Source organism: Microbulbifer maximicatervae (SeqCode) (assembly GCF_052468295.1).
In genome coordinates this window covers 319182-337158 of sequence record NZ_CP174340.1, presented here as the reverse complement: position 1 = coordinate 337158, position 17977 = coordinate 319182, and the positions used below count along the sequence as shown (strand labels likewise).

General features: G+C 45.4%; 18 protein-coding genes. 14 read left to right on the top strand and 4 right to left on the bottom strand.

Translation table 11 applies throughout. The features are described 5' to 3' along the window. The first annotated feature begins 79 nt into the window (after positions 1-79). From ACJJIQ_RS01830 to ACJJIQ_RS01815, 4 genes are all read left to right on the top strand, one after another. Positions 80-493 carry a DUF2314 domain-containing protein gene (locus ACJJIQ_RS01830; RefSeq protein WP_445363513.1) on the top strand — a complete coding sequence of 138 codons (414 nt, stop codon included), beginning with the start codon at positions 80-82 and terminating at the stop codon, positions 491-493. Between the two features lie 637 nt (positions 494-1130). Beyond that, positions 1131-2015 (top strand): TolB-like translocation protein, encoded by an 885-nt coding sequence (locus ACJJIQ_RS01825; RefSeq protein ID WP_445363512.1) that lies wholly within the window; start codon positions 1131-1133, stop codon positions 2013-2015. A 1399-nt stretch (positions 2016-3414) separates the two neighbouring features. Continuing rightward, on the top strand, positions 3415-3819 hold the full coding sequence (locus tag ACJJIQ_RS01820) for a putative signal transducing protein (protein ID WP_445363511.1): 405 nt from the start codon (positions 3415-3417) through the stop codon (positions 3817-3819). Between the two features lie 902 nt (positions 3820-4721). Then, positions 4722-5402 carry a DUF6629 family protein gene (locus ACJJIQ_RS01815; protein ID WP_445363510.1) on the top strand — a complete coding sequence of 227 codons (681 nt, stop codon included), beginning with the start codon at positions 4722-4724 and terminating at the stop codon, positions 5400-5402. 378 nt (positions 5403-5780) lie between these two features. On the opposite strand, the gene ACJJIQ_RS01810 is transcribed toward ACJJIQ_RS01815, so the two are convergent. Further along, on the bottom strand, positions 5781-6722 hold the full coding sequence (locus tag ACJJIQ_RS01810) for an IS1595 family transposase (RefSeq protein ID WP_445362153.1): 942 nt from the start codon (positions 6720-6722) through the stop codon (positions 5781-5783). 671 nt (positions 6723-7393) lie between these two features. On the opposite strand from ACJJIQ_RS01810, the gene ACJJIQ_RS01805 reads away from it, so the two are divergent. The 6 genes from ACJJIQ_RS01805 (at position 7394) to ACJJIQ_RS01780 (ending at position 10931) form a co-directional block, all read left to right on the top strand. Continuing rightward, complete coding sequence (locus ACJJIQ_RS01805; protein WP_445363509.1) at positions 7394-7810, top strand: hypothetical protein; 417 nt, start codon at positions 7394-7396, stop codon at positions 7808-7810. 94 nt (positions 7811-7904) lie between these two features. Continuing rightward, positions 7905-8303 (top strand): hypothetical protein, encoded by a 399-nt coding sequence (locus tag ACJJIQ_RS01800; RefSeq protein ID WP_445363508.1) that lies wholly within the window; start codon positions 7905-7907, stop codon positions 8301-8303. Between the two features lie 145 nt (positions 8304-8448). After that, complete coding sequence (locus ACJJIQ_RS01795) at positions 8449-8775, top strand: hypothetical protein (RefSeq protein WP_413664736.1); 327 nt, start codon at positions 8449-8451, stop codon at positions 8773-8775. Positions 8776-8938: 163 nt separating this feature from the next. Continuing rightward, positions 8939-9250, top strand: a complete 312-nt coding sequence (locus tag ACJJIQ_RS01790) for an outer membrane protein assembly factor BamD (RefSeq protein ID WP_444912313.1) — start codon at positions 8939-8941, stop codon at positions 9248-9250. A gap of 48 nt (positions 9251-9298) precedes the next feature. Further along, positions 9299-9760: a hypothetical protein gene (locus ACJJIQ_RS01785; protein ID WP_444912312.1), complete on the top strand. Its 462-nt coding sequence runs from the start codon at positions 9299-9301 to the stop codon at positions 9758-9760. Positions 9761-9887: 127 nt separating this feature from the next. Further along, positions 9888-10931 (top strand): ABC transporter ATP-binding protein, encoded by a 1044-nt coding sequence (locus tag ACJJIQ_RS01780; protein ID WP_445363507.1) that lies wholly within the window; start codon positions 9888-9890, stop codon positions 10929-10931. Between the two features lie 6 nt (positions 10932-10937). Here the strand turns inward: ACJJIQ_RS01780 and ACJJIQ_RS01775 are convergent, their stop codons facing one another. Continuing rightward, on the bottom strand, positions 10938-12623 hold the full coding sequence (locus ACJJIQ_RS01775; protein WP_444894865.1) for an ABC transporter permease: 1686 nt from the start codon (positions 12621-12623) through the stop codon (positions 10938-10940). A 122-nt stretch (positions 12624-12745) separates the two neighbouring features. Further along, positions 12746-13777, bottom strand: coding sequence for a Fe(3+) ABC transporter substrate-binding protein (locus tag ACJJIQ_RS01770; RefSeq protein ID WP_445363506.1), 1032 nt, complete (start codon positions 13775-13777; stop codon positions 12746-12748). Between the two features lie 149 nt (positions 13778-13926). On the opposite strand from ACJJIQ_RS01770, the gene ACJJIQ_RS01765 reads away from it, so the two are divergent. The 4 genes from ACJJIQ_RS01765 (at position 13927) to ACJJIQ_RS01750 (ending at position 16869) form a co-directional block, all read left to right on the top strand. Further along, positions 13927-14334, top strand: a complete 408-nt coding sequence (locus tag ACJJIQ_RS01765; RefSeq protein ID WP_444894867.1) for a hypothetical protein — start codon at positions 13927-13929, stop codon at positions 14332-14334. Between the two features lie 130 nt (positions 14335-14464). Further along, positions 14465-14731: a PepSY domain-containing protein gene (locus tag ACJJIQ_RS01760; RefSeq protein WP_444894868.1), complete on the top strand. Its 267-nt coding sequence runs from the start codon at positions 14465-14467 to the stop codon at positions 14729-14731. A 237-nt stretch (positions 14732-14968) separates the two neighbouring features. Further along, complete coding sequence (locus tag ACJJIQ_RS01755) at positions 14969-16414, top strand: coniferyl aldehyde dehydrogenase (RefSeq protein WP_444894869.1); 1446 nt, start codon at positions 14969-14971, stop codon at positions 16412-16414. Between the two features lie 149 nt (positions 16415-16563). Next, positions 16564-16869: a hypothetical protein gene (locus ACJJIQ_RS01750; RefSeq protein ID WP_413664728.1), complete on the top strand. Its 306-nt coding sequence runs from the start codon at positions 16564-16566 to the stop codon at positions 16867-16869. A 99-nt stretch (positions 16870-16968) separates the two neighbouring features. On the opposite strand, the gene ACJJIQ_RS01745 is transcribed toward ACJJIQ_RS01750, so the two are convergent. Next, the gene (locus ACJJIQ_RS01745; RefSeq protein ID WP_445363505.1) at positions 16969-17967 is read right to left on the bottom strand and encodes an AraC family transcriptional regulator; all 999 of its coding nucleotides are present in this window, start codon (positions 17965-17967) and stop codon (positions 16969-16971) included. Positions 17968-17977: the final 10 nt, after the last annotated feature.

Sequence of the window (17977 nt, the reverse complement as noted above, 5' to 3'; positions counted from 1 at the left end):
ATACTGGGCGCTAGCAGACAAGGAAAAATCGATAATGATCGAACCGTTATTCAGAAACACGCATAATTAAGATCAAGAAATGCTTAAGGCATTCGCTCAAGCATCGAACACTATTACTGATTTCATCGATCTTGTGAAATCCAGTCCTAAAGCCATTTACGCAGCAAAGCTAAGGTTTAGATATCCAGATTTATCTGAAAAGCTTGGAGAAGACCGGTTTCTATACCTCTGGCTGTCAAATGTATATTTCCATGCCGAAGAAAACTTCCTTTCAGGAGTATTCTTCGAAGTCCCAGAAGAGCTTACAAAGTGGCATCAAGTAGGTGAGCGACTTGGTTTCGGTCCAGAAGATGTATTTGATTGGATGGTGATTGAAAATGGGCATGTAAAAGGTGCTTACACCTTGCGGGTAACAAGAGAGCAGCTTGGTTCGGAAAAAGAAAAACAGGAATATGACTCATATATTGGAATTTCATCATATGAGCCAATTTAGAAGGAAAGTGCCTAACTAGCGAATGTCGTTCGTTGCTATCGCGACCAGACAGCTTACTTCACACTTCAGCCACAGCAAATTCGAACTTCATATCGACCACCCAGCAATGAATCGTTGAACAACTATCCGTTTTCACACACCTCCAAGCCATATTCGCCCAACGATTTCTCAGACCTGATTTTTTTAGCTGGTGGTCGATTTACACCGATATGGCAGAGTTGAGTTTGGTGTGTTTAAAGCTTCGTGCTGGCGCTGCAACATCCTTAGTGGGTACTCTCGGCACAGCAGCGAAAGGCGACTTTATTGCCTCGGTAGAAGCACTAAGCGATGGCCTAGACTGAAGACTTCTGTCCAGTAAGCGCTTCCATCTAGTATCCTTCTTTCAAGGACAGCTGATTGGTACGGATTCCCATGACCTTCCTGCCCTAGATATTTGAAAGCTGTCCAGTCTACAGTACCCAGCTGCCGGCCTTTACTTTTGCCAAGTGTATCGGTTTTTGTGCACTTTAGGTTTAAAAGTTTGGTGCCGTCAGCTCAAAATCATTTAAAAATCATAAGTACTTCAGGTGTTTTGATATCGAACTGATTAAATAGCCCGCAGTTCATTTATTCGTTGATGTAAAAACAAGGACAAGCTGTGAAGCATTTTTGTAGTTCTATCATACTCCTGATCTCTCTTCTTGCGGTGAGTAGCCACGGTTGTAGCCAAGAAGCACTTCCCCTGCTGGAAGGCCCCTACCTTGGGCAAACACCACCGGGACTAACACCCAAAATATTCGCGCCGGGCTATGTCGCAACCCGGCATCGTGACTATAGCGGCTCTTTCACACCAGATATGACCGAGTTTTACTTTAGCCGAATGGATGTCGACACTGAAAAGTGGTTGCTCATTCGTTTCAAGCAGATAGGTAACCAGTGGCACGAATCCGTTGTTGGCCCAAGGGTCGGCCGCCCTCTACTTGCCCCGGATGGCAAAACCATGCACTTGGGGAACAAGTACATGGTGCGTACCGAATCAGGCTGGTCAGATATTAAAAGTATGGGGACGATGTTCGACCGCAAAGATTGGGGCATCATGCGTCTGACGTCTTCAGCTGATGGCACCATAGTATTTGACGACTACAAAAGCGATGACGTGCTACGTATTTCAACCGTTAGCAACGGCAAGCGGCAGCCACCTGTATTATTGGGGCCGCATATAAACTCTGGTAACTGGACAGCCCACCCCTTCATTGCCGCCGATGGCTCTTACCTCATCTGGGACAGCGAAAAAGGCGACGGTTACGGCGATAAAGATCTCTACATCAGTTTCCGCCAACAAGATGGTTCCTGGGGTAAGGCAATAAACCTGGGAGATACCATAAACGCCGCCGGTAATGAGGCCAGCGCGTATGTGTCACCAGACGGTAAGTATCTGTTCTTCAATCACAACCCCATTAAGAGAGAAGACGGTGTCGATCCTGAGGGCGATATCTATTGGGTAGATGCGCAAATCATCGAAAAACACAGACCCAAATTCTAATCCGCGCAATACAAAGATACAGCCAGCCTAAATCGGGTAGCCGATAGTTTCAAACTACCGGCTCCAACACTACTCTCTTATGAGTCAGCGGCCACACTGATAGCTTTATAGTAGCTCGCTATATAAGAATATGAAATTTCATAATACAACCTCCGCATTCACGATCATGTAGTTTTGGTGTCCCTGACGACCTCACCTACAGGTCAAGCCTTATATCGTTTTCTGTTCGTCAGCTCGTAACTTTTCCAGGGTGTATTTCCCTCAGAATCTCGCTGTCTTGTAGTTGCCATTCGTTAGTAGTTGGCATTTAATGGAAGCCATAAACGGCGATCTTGCTATAGGGGCTTTCATTCCAGTAATCCAAGCTCAGCCAGAGGAAATTCCACTTCTCTGCGGCCACTGCTGGCGGGTATTATTCCGTTCTGTGGAGTATCCGATTTTGAAGAGAAGATATTGCTTACTAGTTACCGCTGTATTGCTGATTATTGGTGTTAGATAGGCTTCTTTGGGGTGATGCCGAATGTGATGATCAAGAACCAAAGTGGAATATAGGTAGACTCGGCAGTTGTTCAGCTTCCAAGCAATAGACTTAGGTTTGGTGCTGTAGCACCAGATGAGTCCCGGACAATTTACCGGTCATTGAGCAAAATAATGGAAGCTACAAATACACAATTGCTTTGAACTCTGGTGTGGATTTGTCTGGGGAATATGGTTACTTCACTGCGAGTGAGTTTTTCACCAACTTCGTAATTGTTGTTGGGGGGGCAAACGATGTGTCCTGTTCAAGCTGAGCGGCATTACAATCAAATGAACCAGGCATTCGTTGCTACGGTCCTTACGGTGGCAGGTGCGATAAAGCTCTGGAGCCGCTGCACTTGCCCATTATATAGACATTATGCTTCATCATAATTGGAACTAATTTTTATGCTCTTTAAGGGATCGTGTAAATGTCACCGTTGGCATATTGAAGTTCAGTTAGCAAAGCCGCTCGAAGCTTTGAATCCGCGCATTTGCGATTGCAGTTATTGCCAAGCCAATCCTTACCCAATTATAAGTGACCCAACTATGTCTACGGTTTTCATTGGCGATGGAATTTCAACTAATCAAAATGGAGATCAGCTAGCAGTTTTCTACCATTGCAAAGGTTGTAATCAACTGCTAGCCGTAGGCTGCAATATAAATAACCAGCTTCGTGGAGCAGTAAATCTCAACTTATTGAAAGGTGTAGATCAACTTGGCGACCCTATTCAAGTTCAGCCGAGGCTATTGAGCGCTGATCAAAAGCTAGAACGCTGGGGTAAGTTGTGGGGTTTCCTTAGTGGGCTATAAAAACATAACACGTCTAAGTTTTCAGACACTTCGTCCCGCAGCTCAAGACGTTAAGCGCTAAGGTGATCACTTGCTAGTAACCGTTGCTAGATTCTCATTTCCATATGAAGCGCAGATTGCAAAAGCACGACTTGAGTCTGAAGGAATACACGCTTTCATTGCAGATGAGCACACAGTCAATATGCAGTGGCTATATTCCAATGCTATGGGTGGAGTCAGGCTTCAAGTGTCGGAAAGCGACCTAGATGAAGCCAATGAAATACTGAATCAAGACCGTTCCAATCTTGTAGACCAAGAATTGGGGCATGATGAAGATAGGGTCTGCGAGTCCTGCTCATCACGAAATGTCGAGTCGTTTACCAAGGGGAAAAAGCCTGCATTTTTGGTTTTCCTACTTTTGGGTATGCCTCTATTTTTCTATCAACATGGAGTTAAGTGCAAAGACTGCGGCCACTTTCAAAAGCTTGACAAATAGAGATCATAAAATATTGCCCCTTTAATGTTGAACGCGGCGCCAATACCCCCACCCATACTCTTTGTTAAAAGCCTATTGATTTGAATATGAGTTTTAGACTAAACAAATAAGGTATATCCATTCACCAAGCTGCTGGATTAAACCTTAATTGCCTCATTTACAATCACCGCGAACAAGACAACGCCATTTTAAACACCCCAATCATTATTATATGGCCAATCATCTGGAAAAATAGGGGGTCGAATGGACGTGATTGCCAGCCCTAATCGCAATGCCCAAAGTGAATCGTAAAGTATGGCAAGGATACCGAGGGCTATGGGATTGAAAACCTATGACTGTCAGTTCTCATTTACGGTAGATAGGCTTATTTGTGACACGCACATCTGAAATCTACGATATCTTGAGTAAAAGGAAATTACTCTGATATCAACGACTTATTAGCGCTCTCTGATAAATGTGTTCATCGTAAATGACCGGTGAGTATCGCTAGGATTAATACCCCCAATGTATTTAATTTAACGGACGTATTAAGACTGTTAAGCGTAAAAGCCAATCCCACACCCAAGAGACAAAACTGAGACCCACTTTGATTAATGAAATAGATAATGCAACCACCACAGTAACATTACACTGACTTGTTTAACCCTCTCGGCATAGATTTCACTTATGTAGGTATCGGCCTACATAAGTAAACTCAATATAGCCTTATTAGGCTTTTCAGCTTAACTCATTATATGAATTGAAAACGTTGAAGTAGACTTAGTCATCACAGACTAATTCATAAGCTTAGTACAAATTAGCAAAGTCAACTTATTTTCTAGGTTATAGATATTGTTATGGTGTATATCAAATTATATGGCTTTGGCTTAAGTTAGAATATCTAACATATAGAGAAAATCATTATGTGCTTTTCAGCCACGGCATCGTTCGGATCAGCAGCTCTGCTTATTGTCGGTGGTGCTTTGTGTACAACACATGCTATAAAAAATGATAAAACCTATTTATTACTCGCAGTTACCCCTCTCTTGTTTGCGTTACAGCAAGCAAGTGAAGGGGTAGTATGGATTGGATACAACCAAAATTTAGTGTCACTGACTGCAGCGTCTTCTATTTTTTACTTATTTTTTGCTCTATTTTTTTGGCTTGTCTGGATACCAACCGTTGCCTTTAGTCTTGAGACAAAAAAATGGAAAAGAACTTTCTTTATTATATTAATAATCATAGGTTTTATTTTTGGCTTATATCTTTGGATACCCATCCTATTAGAAACAGGACCAAGACACTTAATAAAAACGAGCTTGTGCGGCCATAGCTTATGCTATATCACATCCGATTACAGCTTATTCGCCATTACAACTGGACATATTATTTACTCTTTACTTGGATTTTTATTTTTATTATCGAGCAATAGAATTTTTAGGAAGTTTTGGGCACTTGTCATGGCACTCGGTGTTATCGTCTACTTTACCCAGCGTGAAACATGGGTATCAACTTGGTGTTTCTTTGCTGCAATATCGACTTTATGGATATATTTTCTATTGCTAAATAATCATAAAGCAAACATGAAAAAACAAGCCTCATGATTACCACTTCAAAGCTAATATTAATCACGACATCAGGAGAAATATAATTTCTCCCATAGTTAGCAGTTATTATTGAATATATTCAATATGAATATCTATAAATCAAAATTTAAGAATCAATTTAAGTTTTCTTCTCAGAGAGCAATCTACCCAAACTCTAAACTAGCACTAATTCCAACGGACAAACATCAACTATCTATTTTCAGACTGCCTACCAAATCCCTGTCCGCTTTTGGCACACTTAACTTCTGGGTCTTCAATAGCTCCACAGGGATTGGAGATGCTGATTAATCTATAGTCACCCTCTGCCGTTATTCAAACGTCCGCGTAGGAATATGGGAAAATAATCTGCAGGTGAAAGAGTTTCCTAATTACCACTTATGCTAAGCCAATTTTTAGCAACCTTTCTGGCATCGGTGGTGTCCGAAGAGAGACGTAAATCAATCTTGGAATGAGTGCCGACAAATCAAACCTCCGATTAAAGCGATATTGAAATTCTGCCAAATAGCGCTGTGCATATTTCGGCCTAATAGCATGGTAAGTGCTACGTAGCGCACTCTTTAAATTACCAAGTACTGTATTTACCCAATAGAACTCAGGCTCTTCAACAGAAGCTCGGCCACCACCACAAACAATTTTGTCATGTACACAACCGGCCTCCTTAATGGCATTGAAGCATGGAAGACCATCTGAGATGACTGTGCTGCCACTGCAAAGGTACTTTTTACTCCAGGTTGAAATTTCACTGCTTTTGAAGCCCTTGATAATTGAGAGCTTAATACGGGTTGGGCGTCCCTCCTTGGTTGTTTCAACGGCCGCCACAAAGGGAGTTTTACCCTTGGCTCCGCGCCCGGGCTTGCATCCAGTACGCTCACCACCGAGATAGGCATCATCTAGTTCAATAAAACCGGACAGTTTGTATCGTTGGTCTCGCTCCATCATCACTTGCATGAGTTTCTGCTTCATACGCCATGCTGCGTTGTAAGAGATACCTAGATGTCGAGATAGCTCCATAGAGGAAATGCCCTTCTTATCCTGAGTAATCAGGAAAATACCGAGAAACCAGGTGGTGAGGGGGAGCTTCGTGGAGTCAAAAATTGTACGAGAGGTAATCGATGTCTGACGCCGACAATGGTTACATTGCTTAAGCTTGCGATAAGCGAGGTCGCAATGCTTGTCATGCCCGCAGTGAGGACAACTAAAGCCATTGGGCCAACGCCACTGCGACAGTGCATCGAAGCACTGTTCCTCGCTGCCGTACATTTTGAGGAATTGGGTCAAACTAATACCCTTCTGAAACTGTACCTTGTTGCGAGCCATGGCGTATTCCCTTGCAGATCAACGAGATAGCTGTATTTATATACAGTTACGCATAACTTAGCAAGAGTGGTAATTAGGAAGAGTTATAGTTTGATATAGAAAATGGGATAGCAGCCAAACTGATAGTTATTATATTCTTTACAACCGAGCTAGATAAATTAATCTCTATTACTTTAAAACAATGTTTTTGTTTAGCAGAGCGATTACTCCTGAGGTAGCAATTAAGATAATAGTGGTATCGTAAGGACAATCTTTTTATCGGAGATAAATTAGCTCCTTCGAGATCAATAATGGCACTCTTGTGACATTCTGTGAGACCCAAAGGTTGGTAGTAGCGAGTACACAAACTAAGTTTTCTCTTTGTTCCGAGATAAATCATTGACTAATGACAATCTATCCGCTCAGCAACCTGAGAACTTGAAATATTTTATTTTCTTATCACAGAAAGGAGATATTTTTTCTCCCTTGTGATCCGATAACATTTCATGTACGCAATCACTCCTGAATGAAAGCAAAAACATCTGAAATTAAGAGAAACCTCTTTATTTTTGGAGCATGTCACATTTGGTTTGTGAATTTTGAAGATGAAATAGGCTATAATTTTCACCACTTTGTAGCAGAATACTCCTACTGCTTCAAATATGGATATGTTCTTAGTTAGGATAGATAAATTGAAAGCAGCATTTAAAAGTTTAGTTGGTATATTCGTTGGATTTATTGTTGCGCTAGTTACAATAATGGTTCTCTCATTCTTTAGTATTTTTATATTCTCTTACCTTGTTGTTGACAAGGCCCCAATGGATATACTGATGACCTCAGTTGAGCCTTTGGTATATTCATTGTTCACAATATTTGTTGGTATTGTTATTGGTATTTACTTGTCGGCTCAAATATCGGGAAGTCCAAATATAGTAAATGCGATATTAGTCGCAGCCATGTATGGTGGTTTTATGTACTATATTGGCCAATCTCCATCGAATCTAGATAAAGAGTACCCCATTTGGTATGAAATAGCATCGAATATAGTTTTGGTACCTTCGTTCATAGCAGGGTACTTTCTTACTCTAAAAGCAAAATCAAATACCTGATGAGGCGGGTTATGCCCAACCAATTCACTTCCTTGCCGCCCTGTACGTTAGTACGTCCTCGTATTAGTGCACTCGTACTATTTTGTGCATCGAAATGAAATATCGAAAAGCTGAAATAGAAAGACTCAACTTAAGTGTTCGATGGCTTAATTCTAAGAATGCCAAAAATGCTTATGATTTTACAGCCAAATACTGTGCGACCGACTTCTATGGGCTAAATAGTGAAGTCGTTGAATCAATTTTTAGACTTAAGATTGAGAGTAATACCATTACAGACGCTTGGCTAAAGAGTAATTTCAACACTGAGGGAACAGTTCAGGTGGTATTTAGCGAGAATGAAGTTTTTATTCTAGCAACCAGTATCTTCCTTGATGCTTGGCAGGATATATTTATGCCTACCAGAGATGATGCAATAGTTCTGCACAATGATTCAAACAAAATTTTATTCTATTCTCATGAGCAAGTACTTGAGATAGGACAAAGGAAAATATAATAGAAAGCTATATTGCAGCACCTAGTCACTTCGCGTTAAATATTTGGTCAAGTTTAATGCTGTATATAATTAGGCGGGGAACCAACCTCAAGGCCATATAAATCAAACCTGAAAACTGGAAACCTTAAACTAAAAGGAGTATAAAATGAAGAAAATTGTACTAGCAATTATTATTGCTTCAACTTCACAAGTTACCAATGCCTACGAGGCAAATGAACTTAATGGTGCTTGGTGCTTTTACGAACAAGAAGCAGCAGGAAATGTCGCCGCTGAAAATGTCACAATTACTTTCAAGAAAGATGGCTCCTATAAGTGGGTCGATAGTTTTTGGAAGCAGGATGGCACTTGGTCTGTTGAAGACGACAAGCTGATAATGTCAAATGTTGGGACACATAAACTTTTATCAGTTACCCCAAGCAAAGTTGAAATGGTTCGCGGAAGTACAATGAGAATGCGTAAAGGTCCATGCTAATAGAAAATCCATAGGGTCGCATTATAGCTAGCACACGGATTTTAAATGCGGTCAGCGTGCCAACTACACTGGGCTTTGATTATCAGAAGCCCAGCATTTAGCTCGCTACTATGGTATATTGCTGGTAATCCTATACAGGCCAACACCTACCAGTAATAATTTTATGAAACTCGAATTTATTTTACCGAACATGAAGAGTTTATTTTTTATACTGTCCGTTTTATTTATTTCCGGGTGTGCCTCAACCCCAAACATATATGAAAGAAACGCGAAAGCTAACGAACTTGAAGCTCAAGCAGAGGAAGCTAGGGTCCGCAATAACTATTCTATGGCTACACAACTAGACAGAAAGGCCGAGAACCTAAGAGAAAAAGACATTATCAACAAAGAGGATATCGTTGCAGATATTTTCTCCGGGCTTTTTCGGCGATTGCTGGGGGGAAGTTCCAAGAGTGACAAAAATGCTTGGCAATAAAGCAACGCACTAGTACATATCGTTGTCAGTAAGCGCTAGGCAGTTCACTTGATAAAGTACCTACCTGTATTAATTTTTGCTATTTCACCTGCTATAGCGTATACAACTCAAGATCTCTATGCCGAGATTCTAAACACAAGAGTAAGCGGAAGTTTAATTAGCCCCTTCAAAGAATTTTCGCTGCAAATTTCCCTCACACCAGATGATGATTCCGTTAGTTATATCGACCTCAGTATTGATGAACGACCCGTGAAGATATCCCTCCCTGAAAAATTTAATGTAAGAAATGTATCGTTATCTTCTCTCGAGATCACTCATAGTCCGATACATGCACCAAATGCGGGGGCTGATGGTATAATCGGAGTTGGGCCGGCTTATCTTAAAATCAAATATCGTTACTATTCAGCTGAGCACTGTGAATCTGGAACAGGCGAGATTTCAATATCCACGAGAATGGATACCTTAGTATACGAGGTTGATGGCGAGTGTTTAGATAATTCACTCGTCTAAAAAACATCCAACACTACTGCACAGCTAAAAGTATACTTCACTCTGGACTGGCTACCGGTTAGTGTAGTGATAACTATGAACCCGAAAGCTGCCCTAATCGTTTACAGGCCAAACTACCGGAAGACCCGTGCTCCCTATACTCTCTATAGAAAACCTGCAGTGCCGCTACGGTGAACAGGTAGTTATCGAATCGGTTTCCTTTGCTTTACAGGCGGGAGAAATTGCCTGTTTATTGGGCCCCAGCGGTTGTGGTAAGACAACGCTACTGCACGCCATCGCTGGTTTTCAGCCGGTCGCAGCGGGGAGTATCCAGCTATCCGGGGAAGTGATTTCCTCCCGTGAGAAACAGATTCCCGCAGAGCAACGGAAAATTGGGGTGGTATTTCAGGACTACGCCCTCTTCCCACACCTTACCGTTGAACAGAATATTGCCTTCGGTATCCAGTCAATGCCGAAAAGCAAGCGGCAATCCCGCACCCAGTCTTTGCTAAAGTTAGTGCGTCTGGAAGGCTTTGGGCAACAGTACCCACATCAGCTCTCTGGCGGTCAGCAGCAGCGTGTCGCTCTGGCTCGGGCACTGGCACCGCGCCCCAAGCTGTTACTCCTGGATGAACCCTTCTCCAACCTGGATACCGAGTTGCGCCGCAGTCTCGCCGCCGAAGTCCGCCATATACTGCGCGAAGAGAAGATCCCTGCAATTATTGTTACCCACGACCGCCATGAGGCTTTTATTGCCGGAGATAAGCTGGGAGTACTCAGCCAAGGCCAATTACAGCAGTGGGACAGCCCTCAAGACACTTATCAAACACCTAGAAACTTGGCAGTTGCAAGGATTGTTAGTGAAGGGAATATCATTTCCGGTACTGTTGTGGGCAATGGCCTGATCAGTACCCCTCTGGGGGAAGTGAAGGTGCCAACAGCTGCATACGAAAGTGGAGATCAGCTCGAACTGTTTGTGCGCAGTGAGGATATTGCCACAGGCGAACATCCCGGTGCTGTGATGGCTCAGGTTGTGGAAAAGAATTTTCTCGGCAACCAGGTGAGCTATCGCTTTCAGCTAGCCGCAGGGGAAACTGTCGAGGCCGCTTTGAATGCAGATGTTCAAGCGGCTCCCGGTGATAAACTTCCCCTGCACCTTTCCTCTGCTCTGGTGTTTGACCAGGCCCGATAAAAGCTATCAGGACAGGGCGGGCGCTTCTGAGTCCGCCACGGCTGTGCGCTCCTCACCTCTGCGCCAACCAATGGAACGGCTTAGTAAAATCACCGGTATCAACCCCACCAGGACAATCAATAAAGCCCCCAGGGCCGAGCGCTCCAGCATCTCATCGGAAGCGAACTGATAAACATAAGTCGCCAGGGTGTCAAAGCCAAAGGGGCGCAGTAACAAAGTCGCCGGCAGTTCTTTCATACAATCCACAAAGACCACCAAGCCACCCGTTAGTAGACCTGTACGCACCAAAGGTAGATGTACAGCCCACAGGGTTTGCCAGCTATTGCGTCCTAGGGAGCGGGCAGCGCGATCCATTGAAGGGGTTACTTTCTCCAGGCTGGATTCTATGGCCCCTGTGGACACTGCCAGGAAGCGCACCGTGTAGGCAAAAATAATGGCGAAAATACTGCCGCTTAACAGCAGCCCTATGGAGATATCAAAGTGTTCACGTAAAAAACCATCCACCGCATTATCAAAAGCGGCCAGGGGAATAAGGACACCAATCGCCAGTACTGCCCCGGGCATTGCATAACCCAGCTTGGAAAAGCCGACCAAGACCCGTACGGATCTTTTGGGTTGCAGTCGCTTACCGTAAGCCAACAGCAGGCCCAGCAGTACAGAGACCAGTGCCGCTGCAATTGACAGCAACAAGCTATTGCTGGCGATCTGTATAAAATCTTCGCTCCAATAACTGGAGAAGTTGCTGAGTGCGTAACCTCCCAGAACCAGCAGGGGAATAATAAAACCGGCCACCAACAGTAACCCGCAGAACAATAGGGCTACACCGGATCGCCAGCCGCGCAAATCATAGCGTTCACGCTGGGAATTTGGCGATTGTACAAAGTGCTTCTGTCTCGCCCGCCCCATTCGCTCCAGCGTAATTAACAGAACAACAAAAATCAGGGTGCTACAGGCAATTTGCGCCGCGCCTCCTAAATTGCCGTGGCTCAACCAGGTATCGTAAATTCCGACACTCAAGGTGCGTACGGCAAAGAAGTCCACGGTGCCGAAATCATTCAGGGTTTCCATCAGCACCAGTGATAAACCCACCGCAATTGCCGGGCGTGCCATTGGCAGGGATACGCGTAAGAAGCTCTGCCAAGGCGTACAGCCCAATGACCGGCTCGCGGCACGTATACTGCCGCACTGTTCGATAAAGGCTGCTCGCGCGAGCATATAGACATAGGGGAAGAGCACCAGTGACAGCATGGCAATCGCCCCACCCATACTGCGGATCTCCGGGAACCAGTAATCCCTGGCTGTCTGCCAACCAAACCAGGCGCGCAGGGACTTTTGCACAGGGCCCGCATATTCCAGCAAGTCCGTGTAAACGTAGGCAATCACATAGGCGGGAACAGCAAACGGCAATAACAGCCCCCACTCAAACAAACGACGCCCGGGGAACTGGCACATGCTCACCAGCCAGGCACTGCCCACGCCTGTTATCAGTGTTACCAAACCGACACCGCCAGCCAGAATCAATGTGGAGGACACATAGTGAAACAACACCGTGTCCACCAGGTGCGGCCAGATATTTTCTTCAGGGAAAAATGCCAACCAAAAAATGGATAGCACTGGCAGAGCTACCAGTAGGGAAATAGTAGCTACCAGTAGCAGCCAGCGGGAAGCTGATAAGTTGGCTCGGTTTAGCATGGATTAAGGAATCAAAAGCTCATTATAAAAGAACGGCCCTGGTCTCTCGACAGGGCCGTTCGAATAAGGCTGAGATAGTGCTGCCAGTTTATTCTGCAGCAATTCCCATTCAGTTAACCATTCTAAAAGTCAAAGCGTACTTCATCAACCATACGGGAAGCCGCTGGAACGTAGGAACCGATCTCCGTGAGACTCAGATCGTCTTCCTTAAACTCACCCATATACTCCTTAATCAACTCAGAGCGGGCAGTGCCAGGGCGTACCGGGAACTCAAAGTTTTTCTCAGCGTAAGAGTATTGAGCATCGGCGCCGCTGAGGAATTCCAGCAGCTTAACGGCATTTTCACGGTTGGGGGCGTGCTTGGTCAGCGCCGCACCGGAAATAAACATATGGGTACCGCGATCTTTCTGGTTAGGGAAGACCAGGTTTACAGACTTGGCCCAATCCACCTGCTCCGGCTGCTCCTTATTGGTAATCATTTTACCGAAGTAGTAGCTGTTACCCAGGGAAAGGTCGCAGACACCTTCGCTAATAGCTTTAACCTGAGCGCGGTCATTACCCTGGGGCTTACGCGCCAGATTTGCTTTCACACCTTGCAGCCACTCTTTGGTTTCTACTTCACCGTGATGGGCGATCATGGAGGCGATCAGGGACAGGGTATAGGGGTGCTTACCGCTACGAGTACAAATTCGGCCCTTCCACTTAGGGTCTACCAACTCTTCGTAGCGAGTAATTTCACCGGGCTTAACGCGGTCTTTGGAGGCGTAAATCAAGCGCGCCCGGGTGGTCAGGCCGAACCAGTTGCCGGCCTTATCGCGAAATTGTGATGGGATATTGTCTTCCAGGATTTCACTGCTTACCGGTTGGGTCAGCTGCTTATTAAGCAGATCCATCAGGCTGCTGGTATTGGAAGTCAGGACCAGATCAGCGGGGCTATTGCGCCCTTCCCTTTGCAAACGCTCGTTCAAGCCTTTGCTGGCGTAGACCACTTTGGCCTCAATACCGGTTTTCTCGGTGAACTCCTTTAAGATCGGCTCTATAAGGAAAGGCTGTCGGTAGGAGTAGATATTTACCTGCTCGGCCGCACTGGCACCCACAGCACCCAACAAGCCGGCTACAGCCAGCACTTTTTGAAATAGAGCTCTGGTAGACATTATCGTAGATCACCCTTGGATTAAACGAGAAACATTCTCATTTGATTTAATGGCAATGTCAATAAAAATACATATGACCTAAGGCGATAAGGCAAAGTCGTCAATTTCCTCCTATGCTTAGGCTTGATACCGCCACCTATAGAGGTCCTATGTACCGCTTTGGCCCTTTAATAGCACTGATCTTTGTTCTCTGCAGCTGTGGGGGCCCGAAGGACTCCAAGTCACCTGCAACCCCTCCTGCAGATGAGTCGGCTACCAGCGCCATGAAGGAGCCCATTGCCCCACAGGGCAATGGAGCGGAAGCGGAAAAGAAAGCTGCAGCTATATGCACCCCGGAATGGTTTACCTGGGTTCAACAGCAAGTGCTTGCCCAGCAAAATGGCGATATGGCGAAACTATACCCATCCGGTATGCCAACTACCGGTAGTGAGGAGTGGTTCACAGCCATCACCCAGCTCAGCGGAGCCAATACCAACGGTCTCAAACCCGGAGGCATGGAGTGGTGCGAGGCTATCCAGAAGCATCTTACCGAGGGCAGTCCACAAAACCCGTTGTAAGTGCCTGGAGACCAAACGCAGACGCATCAATTTTTATTTTACAGTTTGGAAATACCGATCGCTCGGTTAAGGGAAGATTTGATTCATAGGATACTGCGATTTAGCAAATAGACAGCGAGGTAATAGCACCATGCAGCTTATCAGCAAGTTGTTGCTGGCCTTTATCGCCGCAACAGCACTACCCTATGCACTCGCCAAAGAAAAGCCCCCACCCGGCGCTATGGCCCTTTCCACCGTATTGACCAAATTGGAACAGCAGGGCTACACCCCAATTGTTGAGGTCGATCTGGACAAGGGTAAGTGGAAGATTGAGGCCTACAAGGGTGACCAGAAGTACGACTTGCACGTAGACCCCAACTCTGCGGAAGTTTTGTCGGAAAAACCGGACAACGATTAAGGATTACTGTCCTCATTCCGAGCTATCCTGCCAGGGCCGGCTGCCAAAGCCGGCCCTAACCTATTCTGCTTGAACATAGTGATGCAATCCGCGCCATAAATTGCGATGGCAAAACAAACTTGGCCATACCCCGGATAAAATTTGTTATCCGATCATCAAAGGAATTTACCGGATTGGTCAATCACTCCGATTCAATTTCGTTTAGTCTTTCTGAGATCAACGCCACAGGATAATAAAATGACAACACAAACCCTGACCCGGCAGGATGCAGACAAAGCGGTACTGCAAAACTATCTGGACAAACAGCGCAGTGCCTACCTGGCCAACCCGGCTCCCAGCTATCAGCAACGTGTGCAGGATCTTAGAACCCTTGCCCAGCTCCTGCGTGAACAGCAGGAACCCATTATCCAGGCGATCAGTAACGACTACGGCAATCGAGCCCGGGAAGAGATACTGCTCTACGATATCTACCCAGCGCTCTCCGGCATTAAAGAGACTATCAAGCGCTTAAAGAAGTGGATGAAACCCAGAGGGCGCCATACAGATTTTAAATCCTATCCCCTCTCTAAAAATCGTGTGGTCCCACAACCTCTGGGGGTAATTGGCGTCATAGTGCCGTGGAACTTCCCAATAAACTTGAGCTTTTCACCACTGACCAATATTTTCGCCGCAGGCAATCAGGCGATGGTCAAGATGTCCACCAACTCCAAGCACCTTGCAGAATTACTCAGTAAAGTCTGTGAACAATACTTCCCGGAAGAAAAGCTGGTTTTTATTCCCGATGCCGATGAAATAGGCCCGGTATTTTCCAGCCTTAAATTCGATCACTTAATCTTTACCGGCTCCAGTAATACCGGCCGTGCAGTAATGCGTTCCGCCGCAGAAAACCTAACTCCAGTCACATTGGAGCTTGGTGGTAAATCACCGGCAATTGTTGGCCCGGATTACCCGGTTAAGAAAGCCGCCGAGCAACTAATTTACTGGAAGCTGGTAAACGCCGGGCAGATCTGTGTCAACGTGGATTATCTTTTCTTGCCGGAGGAGCATCTCGAAGAGTTTATCGAGCACGCAAAACATTATGTTCAGAAGCGCTACCCCGACTTAGATGGCCAGGATTACACTTCTATTATCGACGACACATCTTACCAGCGAATCTGGGCAACCCTGGATGACGCCAAGGCTAAGGGTGCTAATGCCATAGATTTAAGTGCTGGCAAATTGGATAGGGACAATAAACTGCGAAAATTCCCTCCGCATATCCTGACCAACGTAGACGGCGAGATGCTGGCAATGCAGCGTGAGATTTTTGGCCCGCTATTGCCGATTATCACTTACTCCAAGCCAGAGGAAGTTATTGATTATATTAATGCTCGCCCCAGACCCCTGGCGATTTACCCTTACACTCACGACAAAACCTTACAAGATTTATATATCAACAAAGTAATGTCTGGGGGCGTATCGGTAAATAATTGTGTACTGCACGTTGGCCAGCACGATATTCCATTTGGCGGCGTTGGTGAAAGCGGTATGGGTCACTACCATGGCTACGAGGGATTTTTGACCTTCTCTAAACTTCGTCCCATCTTCTATCAGGGCCCAATCGATCTATTAAAATTACTGCGGCCTCCCTATGGCAAACTCTCTACTCGTGTTATCGACTTTATGCTAAAACTTACCCGCTAGTATTTTTATGGCCCGGCTACATCCTGTAGCCGGGCCATCCACTGCTATAATCGCGCTCAGGTAAGATCGAAATCACTATAGCCCGCTGGCACTGCGATAATCCCTAGTCCAAACTAATACTATGGCTTGTTAGCAGTATGGAGCCGTAGATGATTTTTCTTACCGCCATAGCTTTGGTTGGCAATCTCACTAACCCAATCCCCCCCGGCCTCGATCCCAATAAACCCGCCCCCATCTACGACAGCCCCGACCTTTACGGAGCGGAACCCTCGGTCATTGCCTTGGACTTATCCACCATTAAAGCGAAACTGCATGGTCTTGGGTTTAATCCCATCACGCATATCGAATTTGTAGGCGGAAGATGGAAAATCCAGGCGGTCTACGGAGGAGAATTGAGGGCTTTGGAAGTGAATCCGGACAACGGAATAATTATTGCTGACCGACCAGCCAATTAATGGCTGTTTAAATGTTAAAACTATGGAGCCTCTAGGTCCAAACTGGTCACAAAAATATACAGTGATATGCAAACATTGGCTTTTTACTAACGGATCTATTCAGTGAATAGAGTCCCGGTATTGCAATGGTGTCATTCCTTTCCAGCCCCGGTAGGCCCGAATAAATGAATTGGGTTCTTTAAATCCCAACATAAAAGAAATCTCGCCCAGATGAAGGCTGGATTTGGCGAGGTAGTGATCAGCCAAACTTGATCTAACTCCCTGTAATACTGTCTGGAAGGATTGATTTTCCTCACCCAGTTTCCGCTGCAAAGTCCTTTTACTGATAGCCAAGCGTTCAGACACTGCTTCGACAGAACTCTCTCCAGCCGGTAGTAACTCTATCAATACTGAACCTACCCGCTCTCCCATTGTGGCTTCGCTATCCAGATCCTTGAGCTGTTGGCTCAATTTACCCTCAAAGAAATCCCACATAGGGGCATTGGCAGTCAGAAATGGCTTTTGTGCATCTTGCGCTGAGAAACAAATTATCACCCGGTCTGACTGCTTAATTGAACAACCAAAAAACTCCCGATAAGGCGTTTGATCTTCAGGCAGCTGCGGTAGTGCCAATTCCAATGGTTGAATTTCCTCCCGGGTTCCCAACCGAGCCAGGCGGATATAGAAAATTAATTCGCTCAGGCCCAAAGCTTCAGGGATATTCCCATCACTTCCATAGCACTCTAAATTGAGCTTGGTGTACTCATCAGTAATATCCAAGTGCAATTCCATGGGACCAATCAATGGTTTGTATTGCTGTATCCGCAGTAGAGCTTGATTCAGATTTGCACTGCACAGGCTCGCAAATATGGGAGGGTCAAACGACTCAGCCGAAAGGTGCTCCGCCAGTAAAAGCGGTAGTGGCCGATCCTTCGAGGCCTGATCAATACCACACCAGAAACGGAAATATTCCACCGGAGTGAGTGTCACAGCCTCCCGCTGTAACAGATCCGCAGGTAACCCGGCATAGGCAAGAGCCAGCGCTGTATCGATATTCATATCGTGTAATATCAACTTCCAGCTGGGAGGTACCAGGAATTTCGCTGCACGTTTGATCATTACCGGACCT